Origin of the sequence: Niameybacter massiliensis (assembly GCF_001282685.1) — a bacterium.
Classification (GTDB): Bacteria; Bacillota; Clostridia; order Lachnospirales; family Cellulosilyticaceae; genus Holtiella; species Holtiella tumoricola.
Window position 1 is genome coordinate 259,979 of the sequence record NZ_LN875035.1, and the last position, 22,282, is coordinate 282,260.

16 protein-coding genes are annotated in these 22,282 nt (G+C 35.2%); 3 read left to right on the forward strand and 13 right to left on the reverse strand.

From position 1 onward, the window contains the following. Nucleotides 1-42: 42 nt before the first annotated feature. The 4 genes from BN2390_RS06795 to BN2390_RS06810 form a co-directional block, all read right to left on the reverse strand. Entirely contained in the window at nucleotides 43-855 is an 813-nt protein-coding gene (locus tag BN2390_RS06795; protein WP_053983603.1) for a creatininase family protein, read from the reverse strand. A 315-nt stretch (nucleotides 856-1,170) separates the two neighbouring features. After that, nucleotides 1,171-1,974: an AraC family transcriptional regulator gene (locus tag BN2390_RS06800; protein ID WP_053983604.1), complete on the reverse strand. Its 804-nt coding sequence runs from the start codon at nucleotides 1,972-1,974 to the stop codon at nucleotides 1,171-1,173. 144 nt (nucleotides 1,975-2,118) lie between these two features. Beyond that, nucleotides 2,119-3,645: a protoporphyrinogen/coproporphyrinogen oxidase gene (locus tag BN2390_RS06805; protein ID WP_053983605.1), complete on the reverse strand. Its 1,527-nt coding sequence runs from the start codon at nucleotides 3,643-3,645 to the stop codon at nucleotides 2,119-2,121. Between the two features lie 194 nt (nucleotides 3,646-3,839). Next, nucleotides 3,840-4,556, reverse strand: a complete 717-nt coding sequence (locus BN2390_RS06810; protein WP_242847653.1) for a YkgJ family cysteine cluster protein — start codon at nucleotides 4,554-4,556, stop codon at nucleotides 3,840-3,842. A gap of 214 nt (nucleotides 4,557-4,770) precedes the next feature. Between BN2390_RS06810 and BN2390_RS06815 the strand changes: the two genes are divergently transcribed. Further along, nucleotides 4,771-6,021, forward strand: a complete 1,251-nt coding sequence (locus BN2390_RS06815; RefSeq protein WP_053983606.1) for a Gfo/Idh/MocA family protein — start codon at nucleotides 4,771-4,773, stop codon at nucleotides 6,019-6,021. Nucleotides 6,022-6,101: 80 nt separating this feature from the next. On the opposite strand, the gene BN2390_RS06820 is transcribed toward BN2390_RS06815, so the two are convergent. From BN2390_RS06820 to BN2390_RS06840, 5 genes are all read right to left on the reverse strand, one after another. Beyond that, nucleotides 6,102-7,154: a peptidylprolyl isomerase gene (locus tag BN2390_RS06820; protein ID WP_053983607.1), complete on the reverse strand. Its 1,053-nt coding sequence runs from the start codon at nucleotides 7,152-7,154 to the stop codon at nucleotides 6,102-6,104. A 79-nt stretch (nucleotides 7,155-7,233) separates the two neighbouring features. Beyond that, nucleotides 7,234-12,957 (reverse strand): S-layer homology domain-containing protein, encoded by a 5,724-nt coding sequence (locus BN2390_RS06825; protein ID WP_053983608.1) that lies wholly within the window; start codon nucleotides 12,955-12,957, stop codon nucleotides 7,234-7,236. A gap of 111 nt (nucleotides 12,958-13,068) precedes the next feature. Continuing rightward, nucleotides 13,069-14,457, reverse strand: coding sequence for an extracellular solute-binding protein (locus BN2390_RS06830; protein ID WP_053983609.1), 1,389 nt, complete (start codon nucleotides 14,455-14,457; stop codon nucleotides 13,069-13,071). A gap of 68 nt (nucleotides 14,458-14,525) precedes the next feature. Continuing rightward, on the reverse strand, nucleotides 14,526-15,881 hold the full coding sequence (locus BN2390_RS06835; RefSeq protein WP_053983610.1) for a carbohydrate ABC transporter permease: 1,356 nt from the start codon (nucleotides 15,879-15,881) through the stop codon (nucleotides 14,526-14,528). 5 nt (nucleotides 15,882-15,886) lie between these two features. Continuing rightward, nucleotides 15,887-16,816, reverse strand: coding sequence for a carbohydrate ABC transporter permease (locus BN2390_RS06840; RefSeq protein WP_053983611.1), 930 nt, complete (start codon nucleotides 16,814-16,816; stop codon nucleotides 15,887-15,889). A gap of 160 nt (nucleotides 16,817-16,976) precedes the next feature. Here BN2390_RS06840 and BN2390_RS06845 point away from each other — a divergent pair, with 160 nt between their 5' ends. Continuing rightward, nucleotides 16,977-17,840: an AraC family transcriptional regulator gene (locus tag BN2390_RS06845; RefSeq protein WP_053983612.1), complete on the forward strand. Its 864-nt coding sequence runs from the start codon at nucleotides 16,977-16,979 to the stop codon at nucleotides 17,838-17,840. 50 nt (nucleotides 17,841-17,890) lie between these two features. On the opposite strand, the gene BN2390_RS06850 is transcribed toward BN2390_RS06845, so the two are convergent. Both BN2390_RS06850 and BN2390_RS06855 read right to left on the reverse strand, forming a co-directional pair. Next, nucleotides 17,891-18,607 carry a permease gene (locus BN2390_RS06850; protein WP_053983613.1) on the reverse strand — a complete coding sequence of 239 codons (717 nt, stop codon included), beginning with the start codon at nucleotides 18,605-18,607 and terminating at the stop codon, nucleotides 17,891-17,893. Continuing rightward, nucleotides 18,604-19,086, reverse strand: coding sequence for a permease (locus BN2390_RS06855; RefSeq protein WP_053983614.1), 483 nt, complete (start codon nucleotides 19,084-19,086; stop codon nucleotides 18,604-18,606). Before BN2390_RS06855 ends, BN2390_RS06850 begins: the two co-directional genes overlap by 4 nt. A gap of 143 nt (nucleotides 19,087-19,229) precedes the next feature. On the opposite strand from BN2390_RS06855, the gene BN2390_RS06860 reads away from it, so the two are divergent. After that, nucleotides 19,230-19,859, forward strand: a complete 630-nt coding sequence (locus BN2390_RS06860) for a Crp/Fnr family transcriptional regulator (protein ID WP_053983615.1) — start codon at nucleotides 19,230-19,232, stop codon at nucleotides 19,857-19,859. 116 nt (nucleotides 19,860-19,975) lie between these two features. On the opposite strand, the gene BN2390_RS06865 is transcribed toward BN2390_RS06860, so the two are convergent. Both BN2390_RS06865 and BN2390_RS06870 read right to left on the reverse strand, forming a co-directional pair. Further along, entirely contained in the window at nucleotides 19,976-21,346 is a 1,371-nt protein-coding gene (locus BN2390_RS06865; protein ID WP_053983616.1) for an MATE family efflux transporter, read from the reverse strand. A gap of 20 nt (nucleotides 21,347-21,366) precedes the next feature. Continuing rightward, nucleotides 21,367-22,257, reverse strand: coding sequence for a DMT family transporter (locus tag BN2390_RS06870; RefSeq protein ID WP_053983617.1), 891 nt, complete (start codon nucleotides 22,255-22,257; stop codon nucleotides 21,367-21,369). Nucleotides 22,258-22,282: the final 25 nt, after the last annotated feature.

A 22,282-nucleotide genomic window follows, 5' to 3' on the forward strand; every position in this document is an offset into this window, starting at 1 on the left:
ATGCTCCCCGCGTAAGCTTGATCCTCTATTTTTCCTTCACTTCTATCTATCAACAGGTGGTTTTTCGCCTACTGCATAGCGACTATTAATATCATTAACAACCTCTACAATATAGTCCACACATTTATTGACAATAACTTCCCCTTTTTCCTTACATGCAAGTGAAGGTGTTCCAATAACGCCACTCTTAAGTTCTAAATACTCTGGTCTTGCAAAAGTTCCTTCAAAGTGGTACATCATACCTGGTTTTGCTGCCATACCTGGCTTGATTTGGAATTTAGCATCGATGAGTGGTGTACCACCATCATCAACAGCTTTAGACATATCTACGTATTGTGGGTAAAGATACAATGCTACAGATGTTTCCGCCTCATCTGCATGTACCATAGGTGTTTCCAAATCTGTTTGATTATCTCTTAGGAAATCATACCAATGCATAGTAAGTACAAAGTGACCTTCTAGGCCAAGTTTGTTCATTGCGACTAAAGTTGACGCAACTTGACCATGAGCTGAAAGAATTATGAATTTTTTGTATCCCGCTTGTGATGCTCCTCTTATAATATCACATAATAATGCAGTATGTGTATCATAACCTACAGGAATCGTCCCTGGCATATACCAATGATGATAAGGATGAGCACCATATGGTAAAGGTGGTAAAAGCATAACTCCTGTACGCCCTGCTACCTTCTCCGCCAAACCTAATGCATTAAAATAGTCGCTTCCACATGGGCAATGAGGTCCATGTTGCTCCGTTGCACCAATTGGCAAAATCGCAATATCCGTATTTTTAACATCTTCTAAGATCTCATCCTTTGTAAGCTCTTGCCACCATAAATGTTTACGTTTCAACATATTCATTCCTCCTAATAAGATAAAATTATTTTTTGTATACGTATTCATTCTAGATTAAAAAAATAATAAAATTCGATTCAAACTCTTTATAAACGAGTTATTTCATAAATTTTTATCTCTTTAAATTCAACTAAAGAATACGTATTCATTTCATAGTTCTATTTTATTCCATGTTCACTAACTTGTCAATCAATATATTATACTATATTCTAAATTTTTAAGTTTATTTTATCATTTTTGAAAACGTATTCATATAAGATAACAAAAAAGACTACTGGAATCTCTCCAATAGTCTCCTCTTATATAATCTCTACACTACTTAACAGGTATCCAAATTTCACAAGCATACCCCTCATCAACTTCAAAATACACTTCTAACTGTGGTTGATCTACAATTTCATATTCTGCTCTCGGAATCCAGCTTGTATAAATCTGCTTCCATATTTGAAGTATAGACTGAGGCATCTCACCTGGGCAAGGAAAAATAGCCCATTTATGAGGTGGAATAGTCACTACTGTATCCTTTGATGGCTGTGTACATTTTGCCTTAATAGTATATCCCTCTCCTGTAGAAACACCAACTAAAGTTTCAAATTGTGAAAATCCGCAGCACCTATCTAAGTATCCATCTGTTTCAGACTTTGCCCACAGATAACCTGTAGCATTTGGGTCATCACTTGGAACACTATTGGTTATTCCATTTAAAAAGATGTGTGTCTTCTCTTGAATAGTATAAGTAAGTGGACGCTCTTGTGTCAGTATAAGCTTTACTTGCAAAGGGTAAAATACTTTTAATTTTTCACCTCTACTTTCACTTGGTGTCACACCATGAAAACGTTTAAAGGCTTTAGAAAACGCTTCTGCTGACTCATAACCCACATTAAGAGCAACCTCAGATACAGATATTTCTAAACCTTGTAACTGCTCTCCAGCCACACATAGACGGCGATTACGAATATATTCTGATAGAGTGAAGCCTGTCAATATCTGAAATGCCCTTGTAAAATGGGATTCACTCACATGGACATGTTTGGCAACAAGTTGAGAGGATAGCTCACTGTTTGCCAACTCCATTTCTATAAAACTCATTGCTTTTTGTATAATTTCTATCCAGTTCATTCGTCCTCCTATCAACAAAATCTACTGTTATTTTATCATGTAGCTTTAAGTTAATCGTTCCACAAAATAAAATTTTCATTCAAAAATAGAGAGCTTTTTAGCTCTCTATTTTGATTTCAATATTCAAATAGGTTTAGGGATATCTTAATAGCTATCCATGATACGCTCTGCAGCTAAATAACCTGATTCTACTGCACCTTCAAAAGTTGGATAAACTAAGTAATCTCCTGCTAAAATAAGAGATCCATAATTCAGTTCATCTAATCTTAGCAATCTTTTATATGCCCCTTCAGACATAATTGGATATGCATATGGGAAGCGTTCAATATCGTATCCTGTAACCTTACTACTTGCAGCGTTAAAAACTTTATCTAAATCATTATAGACATTTTTTATTAATTCTTTATCACTCATAGTATCTAATGAATGATCTGCACCTGTTTTAGGTGCAACATATACAGAAATAATATAGTCCTCTAACTCTGTTTTTTTATCATCATAAAATCTTTCTACCCATGTAGAATCATAAATATCCGTAAAGAAATATCCATCTGGTACTGCTAGATCAAATGCTTTATCAAATATTGGTGTTTCTGAGAATAGTGCAACCGTTGCATAAGATGCATATTTAATATTTTTCATAATATTCGTCTTTTCTCTAGAAATCACAGTAGGTGCTATTTTAAGTGCTTCAGGAGCTGGTACTGCTAATACAACGTTATCAGCAAGTATAATCGATTCTTTACCATCATCTCCTACATATGTCACAACGTACTCTCTACCTTTTTTAGTAATACTTTTAACATTACTACTTAATTTGATTTTATCTTCTAATACCTCACCTAATTTATCTGTGAGCTCTGTCAATCCTTTGACAAATGAGTAGGACCCTGAACTTTCTTCTTTTGCCTCTGCATACTCTTCTTCAATATCCTCTTCATCAAAATCTTCGTAATCTACATATCCTTCATTAAAGCCTTCATCCTCATAGTCATAGGCTGCTTCAGGAATAAAACTTAATGCAGAGATTTCGTCAAGGGTTGCACCAAATAATCCTTTTGAAGTGACGTTATATTTTTTTATAAATACTTCTGGAATATTATTGTTACGAAGCCAACGACTTGCACTCATATTATCTAGTTTTCTTGCTCTAAATGTATAATCAAGATCTGGAACTTCATCATAATCTTCATAGGCATCTAATATAAGATCTGTAAACGTTTCATAGGCATCATAGTCACTATTACTCACCAAATACCTTTTTATACCATCACTTCCATAATAGAAGTTTTTGCCATCAAAATACCCATCCATTGGTGAAGGAATTTCTTTGGGTTCTAATCCAAGTTCATCTATCATCTCCATTAAAGCACTTTCTGGTGTTCCTAAATATTCTGTACCTTTAGCATATGTAAAAGATTCATGAACACCCGAGATCGTTCTTCCACCAATTGTACTTTTTCTTTCAAGAATAACGAAATCTTCATCTTCTAAAAAATAACCACAAGTTAAACCTGCAATACCGCCCCCCACTATAACTGTATCATGACGCTCCATTTGTATCGCTTGTTTAGCTTCTATCTCATTAAATTTTAGGCTTATTAAACCTATACTAATCAAGGTACCAATCCCTAGTAGTACCCCTACCATTCTACCTTTCGAATGAATCATTGTTTTACAACCTCCCTTTTTGCTGTTTTCATAACTATACTATCATGTATCCTTGACTTTCTCCTGTCTTTATCCATCCTAATTTGTCGGTCTATATTATTGGAGAGCCTTTTTAATCTCCTTATGCAAAAAGATCCCGCTATTGGCACACTTCGCTGTACACCAATAGCGGGACTTCTCATTCTTTATTTTGTTTATAAAATGCCTAGTCGTTCTTTTGCTTCAGGTAATACTCTGAAAAATGCAGTATAGAAGTCTTCATCCTCTTTTACTTCTATACGATAAAATGTATCCAGTACGTATTGATTTATCACTTCTAACTCTGCTTCATCATAGACAAATTTTAATCTAAAGTTAAGTGCTTTCAATAACTTATACCAAGTTAAAATGAATGTCTTGTTTTCATTATAATTCACAATCCCAATCCATTCACTTACTTTAATGTCTTCTAAGTTAGGCATGACACATGTCCCTACTTGTAAGAAGTATTTAAAATCATCATTTTCATACACTCTTCCTAATGGGAATAGTCTACAGATGTTTGGGCGTTGTCCATGTATACTACATCTGCCTTCTCCATTTAAAAAGCTACATTGCTGTGTTTCTCCTACCATTTTGAGATAAGGGAGCATCAATTTATTATTTTTTTGAAGGGCTAATTTATCATCTAATAACTCATCAAAGGATACCTTAAGGTGACTTACAATTTCATAGGCATCAAATGGTGTCAGCTCTACTAAATCTCCTACTTGATGACAACAGGTATAGCACCCATTACACCCACATGTATCTGCTTTTACATAGTCATCTATATCATAGAGTTTACCGTCTGAAATACCTTCTAGTGTCTTTAATGTTCTCATATTCTTCCCTTTCTTGTACGCTGACTTCCAATGCATACGTTCTGTCATGATCAGTTCTCATTACTTTCTACATTATAATACAAAAGCCCATAGGATTTCTACACCTTTTATATAAGAGATTGCTCTCATCAAAAGTTTCCATTAAAGGTGTCTAATTTTATATCTTTAGGGGCTAAAAAAGCATTTTAAAAAGCTACAGATATTATAAAATAAGGTTAATAAAACTTTTATAGTAATCTATGCATCTTAGGAGGATGATTGAATGAAACAAATTACAGCTATTGTTGTAGGCGCAGGACCTCGCTGTACCCTTGCCTATACATCATACGCTTTACAAAATGCTTCTGAAATTAAAATTGTAGGTGTTGCTGAACCTTTAGAAGATCGTCGCAAAACCCTTCAAAAACTACATAATATTCCTGAAGAAAACTGTTTTACCTCTTGGGAAGAACTCTTAGAAAAACCTAAATTTGCAGATGTAGCTTTCATTTGTACCCAAGACCAACTTCACTTTGCACCTGCTATGGAAGCTCTAGAACGTGGCTATGACCTTCTACTTGAAAAACCTATTGCACCAACTGCCAAAGAGTGTATTCAAATTAGAGATAAAGCAAAAGAAAAAGATTTGAATGTGGTTGTGTGTCACGTGCTTCGTTATACCAATCTTTTTAGAACCCTTAAAGAAATTGTAGACAGTGGTCGTATTGGGAAGCTTATGTCCATCACTCACTGTGAAAATGTTTATCATATCCATTATTCACATAGCTATGTTCGTGGTCCTTGGCAAAAAGCTTCCGAAAGTGCGCCTATGATTATGGCAAAATCTTGTCATGACCTAGATATTATTCAATGGCTTTGTGAAGATGAATGTACAGAGGTTTCTTCTTTTGGTCACCTCAGCTACTTCTGTGAAGAAAATGCACCAAGCGATGCACCAAGTCGTTGCACCGATGGTTGTCCTCACGTCCATACCTGCACCTATTCAGCACCTCGCATTTATGCTAAAGATAAATTATGGGGAACAGAATACTTCTCTCCAAATCCTATGACTTCTGAAGAGATCATAGAGTATTTAAAGACTTCTCCTTTTGGTAAATGTGCTTTTAAAGCAGGTAATGATGTTGTAGATCACCAAGTGGTTAATCTGAACTATAAGAGTGGTTTAACAGTGTCTTTCACCATGTGTGGCTTTACAAAAGACTTTAGCCGTACCATGCGATTAATGGGTACTCACGGAGAAATTCGTGTCCTCTTTGGTGATGAACATGTAATAGAAGTCTATGATTTTGCTAGTGGACGTAAAGATGTCATTCACACAACTCAAAATAGCTCTGGACATGGGGGTGGCGATCATAACCTTATGAATGATTTTGTTAACTTTATTGCTACAGGCAAGCCCTCTCCTTCTATTACCCCTATTGATATCTCTGTTGAAAGTCATTTACTTGCTTTAGCTGCCGAAGAATCTCGTCTTTTGGGTAAAACCATCAAAATGAAAGATTTCCGTAAGTAAATCTTCACCCAACCTCTCCTTATATGAAAACGCCTCTAGAACTGTCTACAAATGACTTGTTCTAGAGGCGTTTTATTCCTTTATTCTATCAAAGATTTTAGAATCTGAACTTCTGCCGTTGCTGCTAAAGTATCAATATGATTTTGAATCCACTCTTCTGTATACTTAATGGCTAAAAAATCTCTATATTCTTCAAACGGTCTTTTATCCCCTTCTTCTTTCTTATTTAAAATACCAATATAATAGGCACCATTATCACGTGTCACTGGTGTAAATGCCCCTTCTTTTACTTGATTAAGCGCCTCCATCAAATTCCCGTAGCTATTCATATCTTGTCGCTCGGTCTCTTCTGTAAATAGATGCGCCTCATAACTTAATAGATCTGGATATAACTTAAGGAGCTCTTCTATCTCTTTTCCTTCTTCAAGCAATCTATAAATTTCATTCATAGATGTAAAGTATAATTGCTCTTTATGGGCATTAATAGTCCCATCCTCTTCTACAAACTTCATATAAATAAGGTCTGTATTTAAAGTATGCGCTTCTGTATGAATAAGCTCTGGATGACTTTGTTCATAAGCTCTAAGCCTATCATCTGTTAGTTCTACTTTTTCTGATGCCATATAACGCTCTCTTAAAGTAATAAGATTGTTCGCCATTAAATAATTATAGTAGTCAAACTGAGAATACTCTATAGGTCCATAGATAACTTCCTTATTAGCTACTGCTTTTTTCCTCATTTCATTCACATTGACGAGCAGTTTATTGAATGCTTCAAAGCTATCATATTGTAAGATACCTTCTGCACTTAATAATTCTTCTATCACTGTATTTCTTACCAATGTCTCTATAACCTTCTCCTCTAATATATTTCTAGGTGTTGTATCATCTACTTGAGTATCCCAAAAGCTCTCATTGTAGGCCAACCCATATTTGCCTTGTACTTGACTAATCACACTGGACTTCATACTACTAACAATAAAATAGATCTCATCTTTTCCAATAGATTTCTGATTTATTTTCAAATAAGTCTCCTGCCCCTTAGTAGCCCCCATCGTTACCGTCATAAAAATAAGTCCTGACAAAACAACGATGACTCCTAAGATGACTCTTTTCTTTAATCTTTTTTCCATGTGTTCACTCCTACCTTTGCCTTTGTGATAAAAGAGGATAAGATATGCTCTTATCCTCTTTTATGTGTGTGCTAACTTTTTATTGATGATACAAAAATGCTTTATAAGCCCTTACAACAACCGTTACAGCCATTTCTCTATTTGCTATATCATGAGGCTTAAAGTTTCCATCCGTTCCTTGAATTAGTTCATGATAGTATGCTGTTTGAACCCCTTCTTTTGCATATTCTGAAATACTATCAAAGTCATTGATACATGCATCACTTTTTACTTGTTCTAACGCTAATGATCTGATTAAAATTACAACCATCTCTTGTCTGGTAATTGGTGCATCAGGATAGGCATAACCATTGTTGCCCTTCAAAATCCCCCTATCATAGGCTACTGCGAGATACTTAGCATACCACTGTGTGCCTACAACATCTTTAAAGGGATTGCTAATAGACTTTGTTGTATCCAGTTCTAATAATTCTACTATCATCTTAACAAACTCTGCCCGAGTAATGGCTTGCTGTGGTTTGAAGTAACCTTCAGCTCCATGAATCAATCCCAGTGCCGTTGCAAGGTCTACTGCATTCCTTGCATAATCAGAAATCATTTCATGATCTTTAAATACCACCATTTTCTCTTTGTCTACTTCGATCCCATCTATTGTAATCATTTCTTTATAAATAGGTTGCTCAGGTTCTTTCTCATTACTTGTACTACCGCCTGTTGAACCACTATCAGATGAACCGCCTCCAGTCGAGCCACCACCTGTTGATCCATCTCCATCTGTAGATAGACGTACAAGTTCTGCAATGGCCTTATTAAGATGTTGTATAGCTTGCTCCACTGCTAGCTTTGTAATCTTTTCTTGATCTAAAAGCTTATTGGCTTCATCTATTGCATTTCCTAACTTTTTGTAAGACTCACTCGTATACAAAGCTTGATTATAACTCTTTGCTTGACTGACTGTAGTGATAAGTACCTGAATATCTTCTGGTGTAGCCTCTACTTCTACTCTAGGCTCTAGCCCCTCAATTGCGTTCATTAAGTCATTCATTCCTTGTTGAACTTGTGCTTTTGTTACCTTTTCCTCATTTAAAAGCCCTTCTATCTTTCCTATCTCACTTTGTAGTGTGCTATAGGATTCTACAGTATATAAATCTTCTTGATATGCTTGTGCTTCTTTGAGTTTATCTGTTAACGCTTGAAGTTCTTCTTGGGTTGCTTCTAAGTCTCCTACGCGAACCAGCCCACTTATTGCTTGATTGATGCCTTTAATCGTCTGTTCTACATCAAACTTGGTTACCTTATTTTTCCCTAGTACTTTCTGTGCCTCACGTACTGCTAATACTAATGTGTTATAGCTTTCTTCGGTATATAAGACTTGGTCATAGCTTTGTGCTTGTGCAATCTTGTCTCTTATACTTTGAATCTCTGCTTCTGTACCATAGGCATTCACTTTTTCTAGTTTATCAGCTACTGCATCAATCTCTTCTTGGGTTGCTTTTGAGTTATGGAAGTGTAGACGTGCCTCATTATAAACTTCTAATAAATCTGGATTAAAAGGTAAGCTATTTTGTTGATGTGTATAAATCATCCCTATTTGTTTGACTAAAGCATCTTTATTCGTTGTATAGGCAAGTATATCTGAACCATCTACTTTATTGGAATAACTTATACGAATCACATCTTTTCCATTAACGAGTACTTTGCGTGTATCAGGATGGCTATTGGTTCTATCATTATTAATGGTGATGACCCATGACGTTGGTCTCATGTTATTGAGTGCAATGAGTTTACCATCGGCATTAAAAGTGGTGTTTTCAAAAGTTGAGGTCAAAAGTTCTTTAAGTGTTGTACTTCCAGATTCACTTAATTGGGTAGCATTAGGAAGTGGGACTGCTTGTGGTTCAATGCAGTACTGTGTTCCTAATAAGTCACATTCAATCGAAAGATATACTGTATTTCCTTGAAGTAAATTTTGTCTTGTACGTAATGTTTCTACCATTTCATCCACTGCTTCTTGAGTTACCGTTGTTGAAGTTTCATAAAGTTTTGCTAGGTCAATTAATGCTTTGAATGCTTCCACAATAGGTGTAGCAATCTCTGTTACATCTATTTGCTCTGCATCAGCAATAGCTTGAGTAAGTGCACGCTTATCAATTTCAGTCATACCATAGACTTTGAATTCACATAAAACAAAGTTATTTTGATTATCATCATCTTCAAGTACTGTAATCTTAAGATGTGTGGCAGATATAGGCGCTTCTAGTCTAATGATTGACTCATTTAAAGCTGCCATATTACTAACGATTTGCTCATTGGTAAAATGAATACCATCTGTTGAAAATTCTACTTTATAAGATTTCACTCTAAAGGCACTCATCCCTTTATTAATTAATGTGGTTTGTGTCACTTGAGTCTTGTCAGGAAGCTCTACAATGAGGTATGGTGCTGGTTTCCCATTAAGTGGGAATGTATTGGTGTAACTTGGTGCGTAAGCATGGCCATCATCTTCAATCTGATCAAATGCTTTTTCTGGTGCAAACTTTAACTCATCATGTCGATTATTGGTTTCCACTTTAGCCTTTCTTAAATCAAGGAGTGTACCATTATTTTGCTCTGCAAGAATGGCTTGAATAGAAGTATGGGCTTTAACCTCTGTTGTAAAGGATTCTGGTCCTTTAAATGTCCCATTTACATTGAATCCAACAAGTGTATAAGCATTATTCGTAACAGTAGCATGAACGGTAACCTTAGAATCTCTTAGCACTTTGTAAGGTTTTTGTAAAATAAAGCCGTTTTCATCTTCTAAGGTCATTTCTACATAAGCTAAGTTAGAAGAAAGATCGATGTTACATAGATTACTTGTTCCATCTTTATTGCATGTATTAATAATAAAGCCATCTAGAACCATTTGATTCCCTTTATTTATCACTGACACACCATACTTCCCATAGGCTAAATCTTGTTTATCATATGCTATAAAATAAGGTTCTGTATGATCAGATTGAGCTGAAAGACGTATCCGATCTATCTCTTGTTCATCTTGGTAAAGCACGATTTCCATCTCTCCATTTAGAGGAGCCTTTTGACTTATTACTTGAATACCAGAACCCATAAACTCAAGTTCTGCAGAACCTTGTTCACTTTCTTGTGCAAGATGGGTTGTTTTATGCATACCCATAAGTTCTGATAAATGTGTTTGTGGTGTCATATCCCTATAGGTGATTTGATGTACTTCACGATCATCAATGAAGTAACTTCCTTCTGGAATCTCAGGTTTTGCTATGCCTTCACCTACGTAAGTTACCACTGGGTTCCATGTAATGACATCTCCATGATTATTGTCTCTACTTCCTGCAATAAAGTAAACGACATCCCCTTTGCTTAAGTCTAATGTGATATCATGAGTGATACCTTTTGTTATATCATTGGCTTCAAGTGTTACAGGTGCAAGAATTTCTGTGCCATCACTTAATTGAATAGAAAACTCTACACCATCTCCACCTATTTGATCTTTTATAGCAGTACCAGAAATATTGTAAATCCCTGTTTGTGGCACTAAGAAGCCATAACCTATTTTGTCGTGTTGTGCAAGAGGTGCCATATTGGTAGGACCATTGTTGTACATGGTATGAGGCTTATACCCTTTTACTGGTAAGGACATCTTATCTTGTGCAATATAGGCAACTGTCTCATCAACAGGTACCACTTCATCTGGATAATAGCCTTCATGTGGATTGGCGCCTCCAGATTTTTTGAAAATCCACTGTGTACCACGCCATGAAGGACTTACACCTGATACATTAGAATCTGGTGTATCAAAAACGGTTATAAGTGGTGTATTATTTTCACTAAACAATAAGTAAGACCAATTATTCTCTCCTGATACAATAGAATAACCTTCTGAGAACTTCCATGAAGTCCCCTCTTGAATCGCTGCAGGGGCATCATTAGAAAATTCATGTGCACCCATATCTGGTTTGCCATTTCCTAAACTGTTTCCAAAGAAGTCTTTTGTAGCTGGTACAACTTGATTGGTTGATAAATCCACTTCAATCCCTGCATCAATTACTGGAGAACCTTCCATTAACTTATAACCTTTTAACTTCTCATTAACTAAGCTTTCCCATGCTACTGCTCTATTGTCACTGTCTGACTCTACGGTGAGTTGGTAGAGTGCACCACCTGTTCCCGGTGCATAAAGCATAGGGTCAACAACCATTTTATTCGGATCGTTTGGAAGCTTACTTTCATCAATACCATAATATAAGTTATTGTTATAACGATGTCCACTTCCGTTAGCAAAGCTAAAGTTAGTCCCATCATTATAGAAGATATTGTTATTAAATTCAGCGCTATCTCCTGTACTACGTGTCATTTCTACATTATTTCCTAGTCCTGCATAAAACGTATTGTTATAAATTTTAAAGTTTGTTGCACCAGCAAAATGAATGATTTTGCTTAAATCATTTTGACTAATATTATAACGAATAACACCATTTCTATTGTCTCCACCGCCCCATTGGCAAAGGAGCATAAATCCACCTTCATTGTCATGGCTATAGTTGTATTGGTAAACGGTTCTATTACAGCCACCATCTGCATCGTAAGCTTGGCCATCGCTATCTTGTCTTGTTAAATAAGCTTCATTGTACTGTAGTAATGTATCGTCACTATTAATATTCCAAATCGCAGCACATGGTGCGGGGCACTTTATATGACTATCTTTAACAACATTATACTGAATGACTGCACCAATCCCAGTACTTACAACGATACCATCTCCACCAATTTGGTCTAAACTATTGTTTTCAATAACGATATTGGTACTGCCAATCCAAGAACCTATACCAGCACCTATAGCACCTCTATTCTGATTATCATTACGGAAAAATATCCCGCCGTAATCTACATTGTGAATAGTATTATTTCTAATATAGACACCATCAAAGTTATAGGGACCTTGCTTTGTACTACGCACAATAATACCCCCTTCATTATTAAATCTATGGTGGTAATGGGCATTAATATCTCTTACAAAGCAATCTTGAACGGTGATATTCTCCATGGTATCTCCTTCTATACCATGATTCTCTATATAAATCCCACGAAGTACCCTTGTGTGGTTTTGATTATCTACTGCTTCTGGATGTTGGTTTGTCACTTCTAAGTCTTCTACAACCACATGATTCATATTTTTAATATGAATGGTAAAGTTCACTTTTCCTAGTCCATTAAATAAAGGCCTTTCATTATAACTATCTGTACCGTACTTGCCAATAATGATTGGACTTTGCTCTGTACCATTGCCTTTTGGTTTTAAAAAGGCTGTTGCTATCTCTTCTTCCTCTTGCCATTGTGGCCATCCACCATTGATTTCAGGTGCATACCCTTCATGGCTTGGCGCCCATACATCTCCAGCTTTAAATAAAATCTGGTCCCCAGGTTGAAAAATCTGCTCATTGACTTTTTCTACTGTAGCCCATGCCGTCTCTGGTGTGGTTCCATCCTGATCATCATTTCCACTATTACTCACATAGTAAGTCGTTCCACCCATAAGCTGTAAAGCACCTGGAGTAGTCAATGCTATAGCGCCCGGTGTGGTTATTTCAATCGCACCTGGCGTTGTTATCGATACATCTGAATACAAATTAATCGTTTCTTCTTGTTTGCTTTGTGTACTTTGATCATCAAATATACTTAACGCTGATACCTCCATCACACCTGTAAATAGTGTCATAAAAAACATACATAACGAAAGATAACAAGCTAATGCTTTTCTTAAAAACCTTGTATTTGCTCTGTTCATCATTTCCTCCCTGTAATGAGTCGTTTGTAATGACTAAATCTTCCTATTTATAAAAAGAAAAACCCTACAGTCTAGAGTGTTATCATTTCTGTAGGATTTCTCTTCGGTCTTTTATTCAGATACTTTATTTAATTTATTAAACTCTTCTAGTTTTTCTTTTGTTGCAAGATCTTGTGCTGCTTTAAACTCTGCTTCTATATCCATATTAGGATCAATAAATAGCTTTTGTACAACACGGTCTACATAGCCACCAAATTCTGGTTTACCATAGAATTCAAGTCTTCCTTTTGCTTTAGCTTCTTCTAAGATCGCTATGTATTCTTCTGGTAGGTCATAGAACTGTCCAACATTCATATCATCACGTGCAATAATTAATAAGTCCATAGCACCTTTACTTGCCATTTCATCAAAGTAGGCTTCTATTGCTTCTTGACCTGTGATAAAGGTAATGTATTTAAAGGCTGCATTTTTTACGTTATCTGCCACGCCAGCTCTAATACCAAATGAGCTACCACCAATAGCACTATCTTGTTTACCACCTGGTCCTGCTGGACTTACCATAATCCCAATATCATCTGGATCCATACCCGCATTGACGAAACGAGAAATCCAATCTCCGCCACAAGGCATCATTGCAATTCTACCTTGAGCAAATTGATCGATTAAGTCATTGAATTTAAGTGTAAGGTCACTTTGAAGTACGCCTTCTGCTTTAAGTTTTTGATAGTATTTTGCCGCTTCAATAACTGCTGGATCTGTAAAGGTTAATTCGATTGTTCCATCACTATTTTCTTTCGTTAAGTCACCACCTGCTTGCCATACATAATATTGGAAGAACCATTCAGTCCACTCAGCAGTTAACGTAGAATAACCTATGATTTGCTTACTTGGGTCATTTACCCTTTTAGCAATGTCTAATGCTTGATCCCAATCTTTTGGTAATTCAGTGATACCATTTTCCTCAAAAATAGCTTTGTTATAAGCAAATAACATAGGGATAACGAGGTAAGGCACGCCATACGTATTCCCTTCTCTTGTTAAGATGCTAATGTAAGACTCATTAAACTGTGACCATTCATCCCAACCTTCTAACATTGGATTAAGTGGTTCTAAAATGCCATTGGCTGCAAATTTCATCAAGTTCATAAACTCTGCTTGTACTAAATCAGGTGCATTTCCCATTGCTACTGCTTGCATAAATTCATGCTGTGGGTCCCCTTCTTTAATAACAATCTTAACATTAACATCTGGGTTTTCTTCCATGAACAACTTATCTAGGTCACGATACACTTCATTTTGTTGACTTGTTCTCCAAATAGTAATTTCTGCTGGCTCCGCTGTTTCAGTTGGTTCAGTTTGGTTCGTATCCGCTTTATCCTTAGATTCAGAGGTTACCTCTGCAGAAGGTGTAGGTGTTTTTTCTGTACTTCCACTTGCACATCCAACTAAACTGGATGCTAACATGACACCTGATAACATAAGTGATACCATTTTTTTCATATTTATCCCCTCGCTTCTCTTTATTTATTATGATCTACACACTAAGCGCATGTAGCCTAATACAACATTTAACCTTTAACCCCAGATGCAATAACACTCTGTTTAAGTTGTTTAGAAAATAAAATAGATAATAAAATAACTGGTGTAATGGTGATGATTGCAAGACCTAATATAGAATTTTGTTTCGTTCCATTGTTGTTAGAAATGTTATAAAGTGCAACATTTAATGTCCATAGTCTTTGATCTTCTGTTACAAGCCATGCCCAGAAGAAGTCATTCCAGTTCCCTAAGAAAGTCTGAAGTGCAATAAGTGATATAATCGGTTTAGAAAGTGGCATACATATTTTAAAGTATAAGAAAATATTAGATGCCCCATCTATTTTAGCTGCTTCAAAATAAGAGCTTGGAATCTTATCAAAGAATCCTTTATAAAGGTAAACAAAGAAACCTGTTGGATAAAGGAATGGTAAGAGGAGCGCCCAATAGTTGTCATAAGCCCCCATATCTCTAAACATTAAGACTAATGGTGTCATAATACTTGCAAACGGGATCATCATTGCTCCCATAAAGAAGAAAATCATATATTTTGCAGCCTTTTTCCCCAGCATTGTACTAATAACAAAAGCACAAATAGAACATAAGAAGACTTGTGAAAGAATAGCAAATCCAATAACGATGCATGTATTCATGGCGAACACACCAAAACCATACTGACTTACAAAGGGATTGTCTCCATAAATATATTGGGGCATCCTTATGTAGTATTTAAAAGTCTCCAATAACAACCAGACATTATCCTTTATCCCACTTGTTACATAGGTTCCGTTTAAATCAAAATCTTCTGTTAAGATTGTTTTAATTTCTTCATTATAAGTCGTTTCATAGTCATTAAAATCTACCGTGTCTGAGAGTCCTTCTAAGTCAAAGTCATATCCAATATTTTGTATGACTTCTTTATGTCTATCTTTAGCTAATAAAACTTTTTGCTTTGCTACAGCACCTGCATAGACACCATAATCACGCTCAAGCTGAATCAAACTCTGATGAATTCTACTTTTGAAAATCGTTTTGCCATTCATCTCGGCATAGACTTTGTATTCATAAACACTTTCTTTACTTAGGTCATCTGCCACCCCGAACATGGTCATAACTGTATCTTCAATCAACATCTCTTCAATTTCTTCTGGACTCTTTCCCTCATGTCCTGTGTAATCTAGCTCAACCACAATACTCTTAGCCATCTCTGGTAAGATTTTAGGTGGAATGTCATAGATCTTTTTGCTATCTTTCATAGAGTTTCCTATTGTAAAGAAGAAAGGATAGAGCATGACACATACAAATAATGCTGAAATAATAAATGCACCTATTTTTAAACTTCTTTCTTCTGCTGTTGCTTTAATTTTATTATTTATTCTTTTTTTCATAGCGCCTACTCCCTTTCCGCATTCTCAAAGTGCATTTGCATCAGTGTGACTATACCTACAATAATCAACATGATGATGGATGCGGCTGAGCCTCTACCATAGTTATAATCTTTATTAAACGTATTAAAGATATAAATACCTTGAGTTGTAGATGCACCACTTGGTCCACCTGATGCATACAAATACGGAACATCTAATGCATTCATAGCCACAATAACAGCCATAATAAATTGGATAAAAATCATAAACTTAATATTGGGTAAAATAATATATACGATTTTTCTCCAACCCACACACCCGTCAAGTGCTGCTGACTCGAGTACATCTGTTGAGGTGCTTTGTATCGCTGCTAAATATAATAGTACATTGAGCCCACCACCTAATACGCCAGGGAATACGATACAGAAAAGAACAAGCTTTGGATCACTTAGCCAGGTTTGCGATTCTACACCAAAAAGGGCTACAATTGAATTGGCAATACCATAGTCTGGATGCCATATCCATTTCCATATGATTACATTTACAACAGCTGGGATAAGTGCTGGAATAATATATAGTGTTGTAAATGTTTTTTGTAGCTTTCCAAGTTCATTTAAAAAGAGTGCCTGTATAATGGGAATTAAGAAGGTCATACCTATTTGCAAAAATAAGATAATAAAGGTATTTGCCCAAGCATCCCAATAAAACTGAGATTGAAACATGTTTATGTAATTTTCTAATCCTACAAAGGTCCCCGGTCTATTGATGGGATCGTACTTATAGAGAGAGATAAAAAATGCCCTTAATATAGGATAATACCTTAACCAAATCGTAAAGATTATAGGAAGTGCCAGTATCACCCATGGTGTTATTTTTTGCCTCCAAAAATACCCCCTGTCTGTATCTATATTTTTATAATTTTTCTTTACTTTTCCTATACGCTTTTCCCCGATCATCCTAAGCCCCTTTCTCTTTTTATATGATGACATTTTTTGTACATATTGCTTAAATATTTTAATTTTGATAATATTATTTTATACATATATAAATCTTATATAAATGCATTTTTAGTCTTAAAACATATAATTTTGGGCTACTCAAAAAAGGATCTCTCTTATGATAATGAATATCTACCAACTCTATCCCTTACAGCAACTTTTTAATGTAACTAATCTCATCTCTGTTTTCTACATTACCTTTGACAAAAAGCACAAAGTTAAAGGAGAAGTTCATAATTTTTGGGAACTTGTTTATGTAGAGGAAGGTACAATTGGTGTAACTGCCCATGACCAAATCTTCGAACTCCATAAAGGCCAAATGATTTTCCACAAACCTGGTGAATTCCATAACCTTTGGTCTGCTAACGGCAGCAATCCTACTGTTTTTATCCTTACTTTCACCTTAGATACGGAAGTAAAAGAATTAGAAAATATACTTTGTACCCTTACTGAAAGCGAAATCCATACGACTCAAACACTTATTTCAGAATGTAGCGTTTTTCAGACCTTAGTAGACGACGAAACAACTCTCATGAGTATGAACTGTACCGCACCGCTTACTTATGGTCTAAACCATACTGTTAAAAACTACTTAGAAATTCTTTTGCTTTCTATTATCAAAAATCATCAATCAGAAAGTTATCCAACAACCCTCAATGCTTCTCAAGCCAACTACCATAAGATCACTTCATACATACAAGGAAATTTATTTAATAAACTAAGCATTAATATGATTTGTGAAAACTGTAATATTAGCCCTACTGCCCTTAAAAACTTATTCAGAAAATATGCAGGTATAAGCGTTATGGAGTATGTTTCTAACCTTAAGATTCAAGCTTCTATTCCTCTTCTAGAAGCTGGGATGAGCCATCAAGAAATTGCAGACCAACTGGCTTTTTCATCACCTTACTACTTTTCTACTGTTTTCAAACGGATTATAGGTGCTTCACCAAAACACTTTAAAGCCTCTCACAATCATTGAGTAAAAAAGACCTACTTAAATGTCTCTATAGACAAATAAGTAGGTCTTTCCTATTCATTATATTGAATCGCCTTAACGGGGCAAGTCTCTATTGTTTTATGTAAAAGTTGCTGATCCAGATCATTGTATGCTTTTATACTGGCTTTCTTCCCATCCATTGTAAATACATCTGGGTACTTTTTAGTACATACCGTACACCCCATACAGGTATCTTTATTAATAAAGAGCCCCTTCTGCGCCACTTCTTCTCTATGTGGTAAGTCCTCATCTTTCACTATCTTTTGAGTAATCCAAGCAAAGATTAAAATAGAAATCACAGTAAAAATCCATCGAATAATCATAAATTTCATTCCTAAAAACTTTGCTTCGTTTAAAAGCATAGGAATTTTAACTACCGCCCATGAACTTAAAATAATGACGATATTTTTAATAGATGCACCTTTTTGGTGAAGCATGACACAAAAAGGAAAGGCAGCATAAATAGGTCCTGCTGATATACTCCCAAGTAAAAAAGCTAAAAATGTTCCTTTTACCTTTGCCTCCTTACCCAAATACTTCATGATGGTTTCTTTTGGAATCCAGGTATCTAAAAGGGCTGTCAATACAAAGATAACAGGCATAATCATAAGCATTTCTTTGATATAGTACTCACTATTTTTAATACCTTGTAAACTCATTTGTGGATTGATAACCATCAATCCTCCGTACCCCATAACAACCATTATTAAAAATAAATTAGCTCTAATAAATCGAATAACCTTTGTCATAATATACCTCCCATCATCCATGCAATGATTATTGCAAATACAAAACTTAATACATTTCTAGTCACTGCAAACTTTGTTCCAAACTCTCTTTTTTCTAGTGGAAAGGTTGCAACACCTACCATGGTAAGTGTGGTTAAAAAGGCTACTGATGGCATAATGCCAACACCAGCACTAGATAATGTTCCAATAAGGGGAAATGCAATAAAGGCTGGGATCAATGTTACTGTTCCAAAGGCTGCTGCTGCAATGGTGGCAACATATACATTTTGTTTACCAATTAAAACTGCAATTTGCTCTGGAGGCAGTATGGCAAGAATAAACCCAATGGCAAATATTACAGCAAAAATTGATAGCGCCATCCCCCTTCCCATAAAAAATGCCTTCTTCATTGCTTCCTTTGTTTTCCCTTTGTCCTTAATCAAAGATGCAATCAATAGGCCTGCAGTGATGATCCAAATAGCTATTGTAAAAATATCCATGATTCTGCTCCTTTTCTTAGTAATCTGTTCCCATCATACAAGATTTTAGGAAGAAAAAAGAGACTCCTATGTTTCTTTTTAAATAGAGTCATTTAAGATAGAATAATTTAAGATAGAATGATGCATAAAGAGGTGGGATTAACATGAAGGATATTCCTATTTTTGACGGGGTGGAGCAAGTTTTACTCAAACAATTAAGTTTAACCTATAAAAAATATAAAAAGGGTGTCACCGTATATATGCAGGGTGAGTCTTGCAAGAGTATGGATATTGTGCAATCTGGTAGCTTAGTTGCCTATGCCCTGGCCCATAATGGCTCAGAAAATGTAGTCTTTGAATTTGAAAAAGATAGTATCATTGGTGCAAATCTTCTTTTTGGCAATGCAAATTATTATCCCATGAATATCTACTGTACAGCCGATTGTGAGCTTTTGCATCTGGATAAAAAGAATGTTGAACACTTACTGCATGACTACCAATTTACAATGCAATTTGTAAAAAACTTATCTTTAAACGCCCAAGGCATGAACAAAAAAATCACTATGTATACCCAAAAGTCTCTACGCGAAAATCTTTTAGACTATTTACATGGCTTGTCTGTAGAACAAAACAGCCGTACTGTTACTTTACCTATAAGCAAAAAGCAGTTGGCTGATTATCTAGGTGTACAGCGTCCTTCACTTTTTCGTGAATTAAAAAAATTAAAAGATGAAGGCATGATTGCTATTCAAAATCGACAGATTATCCTTTCTCATATCCATGACAAAAGATAACAAATAAAAAGGCAACTTCATCTTTTTATAAAATGAAATTGCCTTTAGCACTATAGTTGATATGCTGATGTCTATCAACTATTTGTTTAGAATTTTTAATTTTATACTTTTCCTTCCTATTCACTAATTACTTCTTTACGCCATCTTTTCAATAAGCTATCTTCTTTTTTATAAAAGATAACACTTATAATAAACCGTATTGCCTGGTCTAAACAAATGATTACCCAAATCGCTATAATATTCACATGAAAAACATAGGCTAATAAATAAGATAAAGGTACTCTGATTCCCCATAATCCTATTCCTGCTATAATCATAGGTAACTTTGTATATCCAAGCGCTCTTAGTGCACCATTAAAAATTCGAGAGAGATTTTGTGGCAATTGTATGAGTCCCATCAAGAAAATATAATACATCCCTAATTCAATGACTTGAGCATCTGTTGTTAAAGCTCTCATTAATAGTTTAGGGAAAAAGATCATAATAATTGACCCACATATACTAATAATTGCTGACCCCTTTACTAATTCTCTCATATATTGCTGTTCTAGATTCTTATCCTTTTTACCCACTGCTCGACCTACAAATATAGTTGAAGCTACTCCAAAACCTATTGCTGGCATTTCAGCTATTGATTCTGCTTGTATCCCCATCTGATGTGCAGAAAATGCAATTTCACCATAACTCAAAATAACCTTACTAATTAATATTGCTGCCATCTGCCAAAACATAGATTCAAAAGAAGCTGGAATACCTGCACCATATACTTTTTTAATCCATTTTAAATTCCAACCAGATAATTCTTCTATTCGTATAGGACCCAAAACACCCTTTTTTCTAAATAGAATTATGATTCCTGCTAAAGCACCTATTCCCTGTGCACATACTAATGCAATAGCAGCACCTTTTAAGCCTAAGGCTTGGAAACCCATTTTCCCAAAAATTAATGTATACCCCATTATGATATTTACAGTATTCATACCCACTGCAATCCACATAGGTGTTTTTGTATCTCCAACCCCTTGTAATGTACCTGTAACCATTGACATAATAGCAACAAAAGGTAACCCCCATACAATAATCTGCAAATAATCTATTCCATTTAATAAAATATTGGTTGGAGGATTATAAAAACTTAGAATCCAATCAGGCTTCCAAAAGAAAAACTGTTGAAATATAATACTTAATAATAATACAGTACTTGATACTTGTAATACGATCTTTTTGATATTTTCTCTATTACCGCATCCATATTCCCTTGTTACATATAACATGGTTCCAATAGAAATTCCTTTGAATAGACACCAAACCATATCTGTCAATCTTACGCATAAGCCTTGTGCTGATACATCTATAGGAGATAAACGTCCTATCATAGCCATTGTAACTAACCCCGCTGATAGTTGCAAAATGTTTTCTAATATAACGGGAATAATAACTGTATAAATTTCTTTTCTTATACTTTTCCTATTTAATATCTCAGTCATTTTTCTACCTCCTTTAACACTTAAGTAGATTTAAGACATTTTATTTTTTCCAGTATGGCATCTCCCACTTCAGCAATAATTGCCGCAATAATAATAAGTGTCCCTCCAAAAACAATATTAAGTGTTAACTTCTCATAACCAAGCATAATAGAAAACACTGTAGCAAAAAAAGCTTCACTTGATAAAATGATAGAAGTCTCTACACTTGCAGCATACTGCTGAGCATACGTTTGCATAAAAAACGCTACACATGTACTCATCACCCCTAAATAAACTATAGCAATCAATGATTTCATACTATAATCAGCTATAAAAAGTGCATTCCCCTCTAACAATAAACTGCATATCAAAGAAAGTATGCTTGCCGTTGCCATCTGTAAAACCATTATTTTAGGTATACTTATTCTATCTCTGTAATGTCCTGTAAAAAAAATATGTAATGCAAATCCTATCGAACATAGTAGAGATAAGGAATCTCCCATTCCAATTTTAAAATCACTTTTGATTGTTAACAGTCCGATTCCTAAAAGAGCAGCTAAACTTCCAATCCATAGATTTTTTCTAGGCGGTTGCCTATAAACTCCCCAACATATAAGTGGTACAATTAAAACATTTATCGCAGTAAGAAAAGCGTTACTACTAGGAGTGGTATACTGTAGTCCTAATGTCTGAAAGGCAAATGCAAAAAAAAGACATCCCCCAGTTATAACACCTCCTATTAGTTCCTGCTTTGTAAAATTTTTAAGATGCTTTATAAAAACAATACCTACTATTATGAATGCTATTGGAAACCTGATACTGAGAATAGTTAAAGGTGTCGCCCCTGTATCTAATGCTATTTGAGAAAAAATAAACCCTGATCCCCAAATCATTGCAACTACTATAAGAAGTAAGCAAGCTTTTATTCTCATATTTTTTCTCCTTTTTTCTCAATTC

Excerpts from the sequence above, each read along its gene's own strand:
- BN2390_RS06820 (WP_053983607.1), bottom strand. The coding sequence starts at position 7,154 with ATGGAAAAAAGATTAAAGAAAAGAGTCATCTTAGGAGTCATCGTTGTT.
- BN2390_RS06855 (WP_053983614.1), bottom strand. The coding sequence starts at position 19,086 with ATGGATATTTTTACAATAGCTATTTGGATCATCACTGCAGGCCTATTG.
- BN2390_RS06835 (WP_053983610.1), bottom strand. The coding sequence starts at position 15,881 with ATGAAAAAAAGAATAAATAATAAAATTAAAGCAACAGCAGAAGAAAGA.
- BN2390_RS06800 (WP_053983604.1), bottom strand. The coding sequence starts at position 1,974 with ATGAACTGGATAGAAATTATACAAAAAGCAATGAGTTTTATAGAAATG.
- BN2390_RS06830 (WP_053983609.1), bottom strand. The coding sequence starts at position 14,457 with ATGAAAAAAATGGTATCACTTATGTTATCAGGTGTCATGTTAGCATCC.
- BN2390_RS06865 (WP_053983616.1), bottom strand. The coding sequence starts at position 21,346 with ATGACTGAGATATTAAATAGGAAAAGTATAAGAAAAGAAATTTATACA.
- BN2390_RS06795 (WP_053983603.1), bottom strand. The coding sequence starts at position 855 with ATGTTGAAACGTAAACATTTATGGTGGCAAGAGCTTACAAAGGATGAG.
- BN2390_RS06860 (WP_053983615.1), top strand. The coding sequence starts at position 19,230 with ATGAAGGATATTCCTATTTTTGACGGGGTGGAGCAAGTTTTACTCAAA.
- BN2390_RS06840 (WP_053983611.1), bottom strand. The coding sequence starts at position 16,816 with ATGATCGGGGAAAAGCGTATAGGAAAAGTAAAGAAAAATTATAAAAAT.
- BN2390_RS06805 (WP_053983605.1), bottom strand. The coding sequence starts at position 3,645 with ATGATTCATTCGAAAGGTAGAATGGTAGGGGTACTACTAGGGATTGGT.
- BN2390_RS06870 (WP_053983617.1), bottom strand. The coding sequence starts at position 22,257 with ATGAGAATAAAAGCTTGCTTACTTCTTATAGTAGTTGCAATGATTTGG.
- BN2390_RS06825 (WP_053983608.1), bottom strand. The coding sequence starts at position 12,957 with ATGAACAGAGCAAATACAAGGTTTTTAAGAAAAGCATTAGCTTGTTAT.
- BN2390_RS06815 (WP_053983606.1), top strand. The coding sequence starts at position 4,771 with ATGAAACAAATTACAGCTATTGTTGTAGGCGCAGGACCTCGCTGTACC.
- BN2390_RS06810 (WP_242847653.1), bottom strand. The coding sequence starts at position 4,556 with ATGACAGAACGTATGCATTGGAAGTCAGCGTACAAGAAAGGGAAGAAT.
- BN2390_RS06845 (WP_053983612.1), top strand. The coding sequence starts at position 16,977 with ATGATAATGAATATCTACCAACTCTATCCCTTACAGCAACTTTTTAAT.
- BN2390_RS06850 (WP_053983613.1), bottom strand. The coding sequence starts at position 18,607 with ATGACAAAGGTTATTCGATTTATTAGAGCTAATTTATTTTTAATAATG.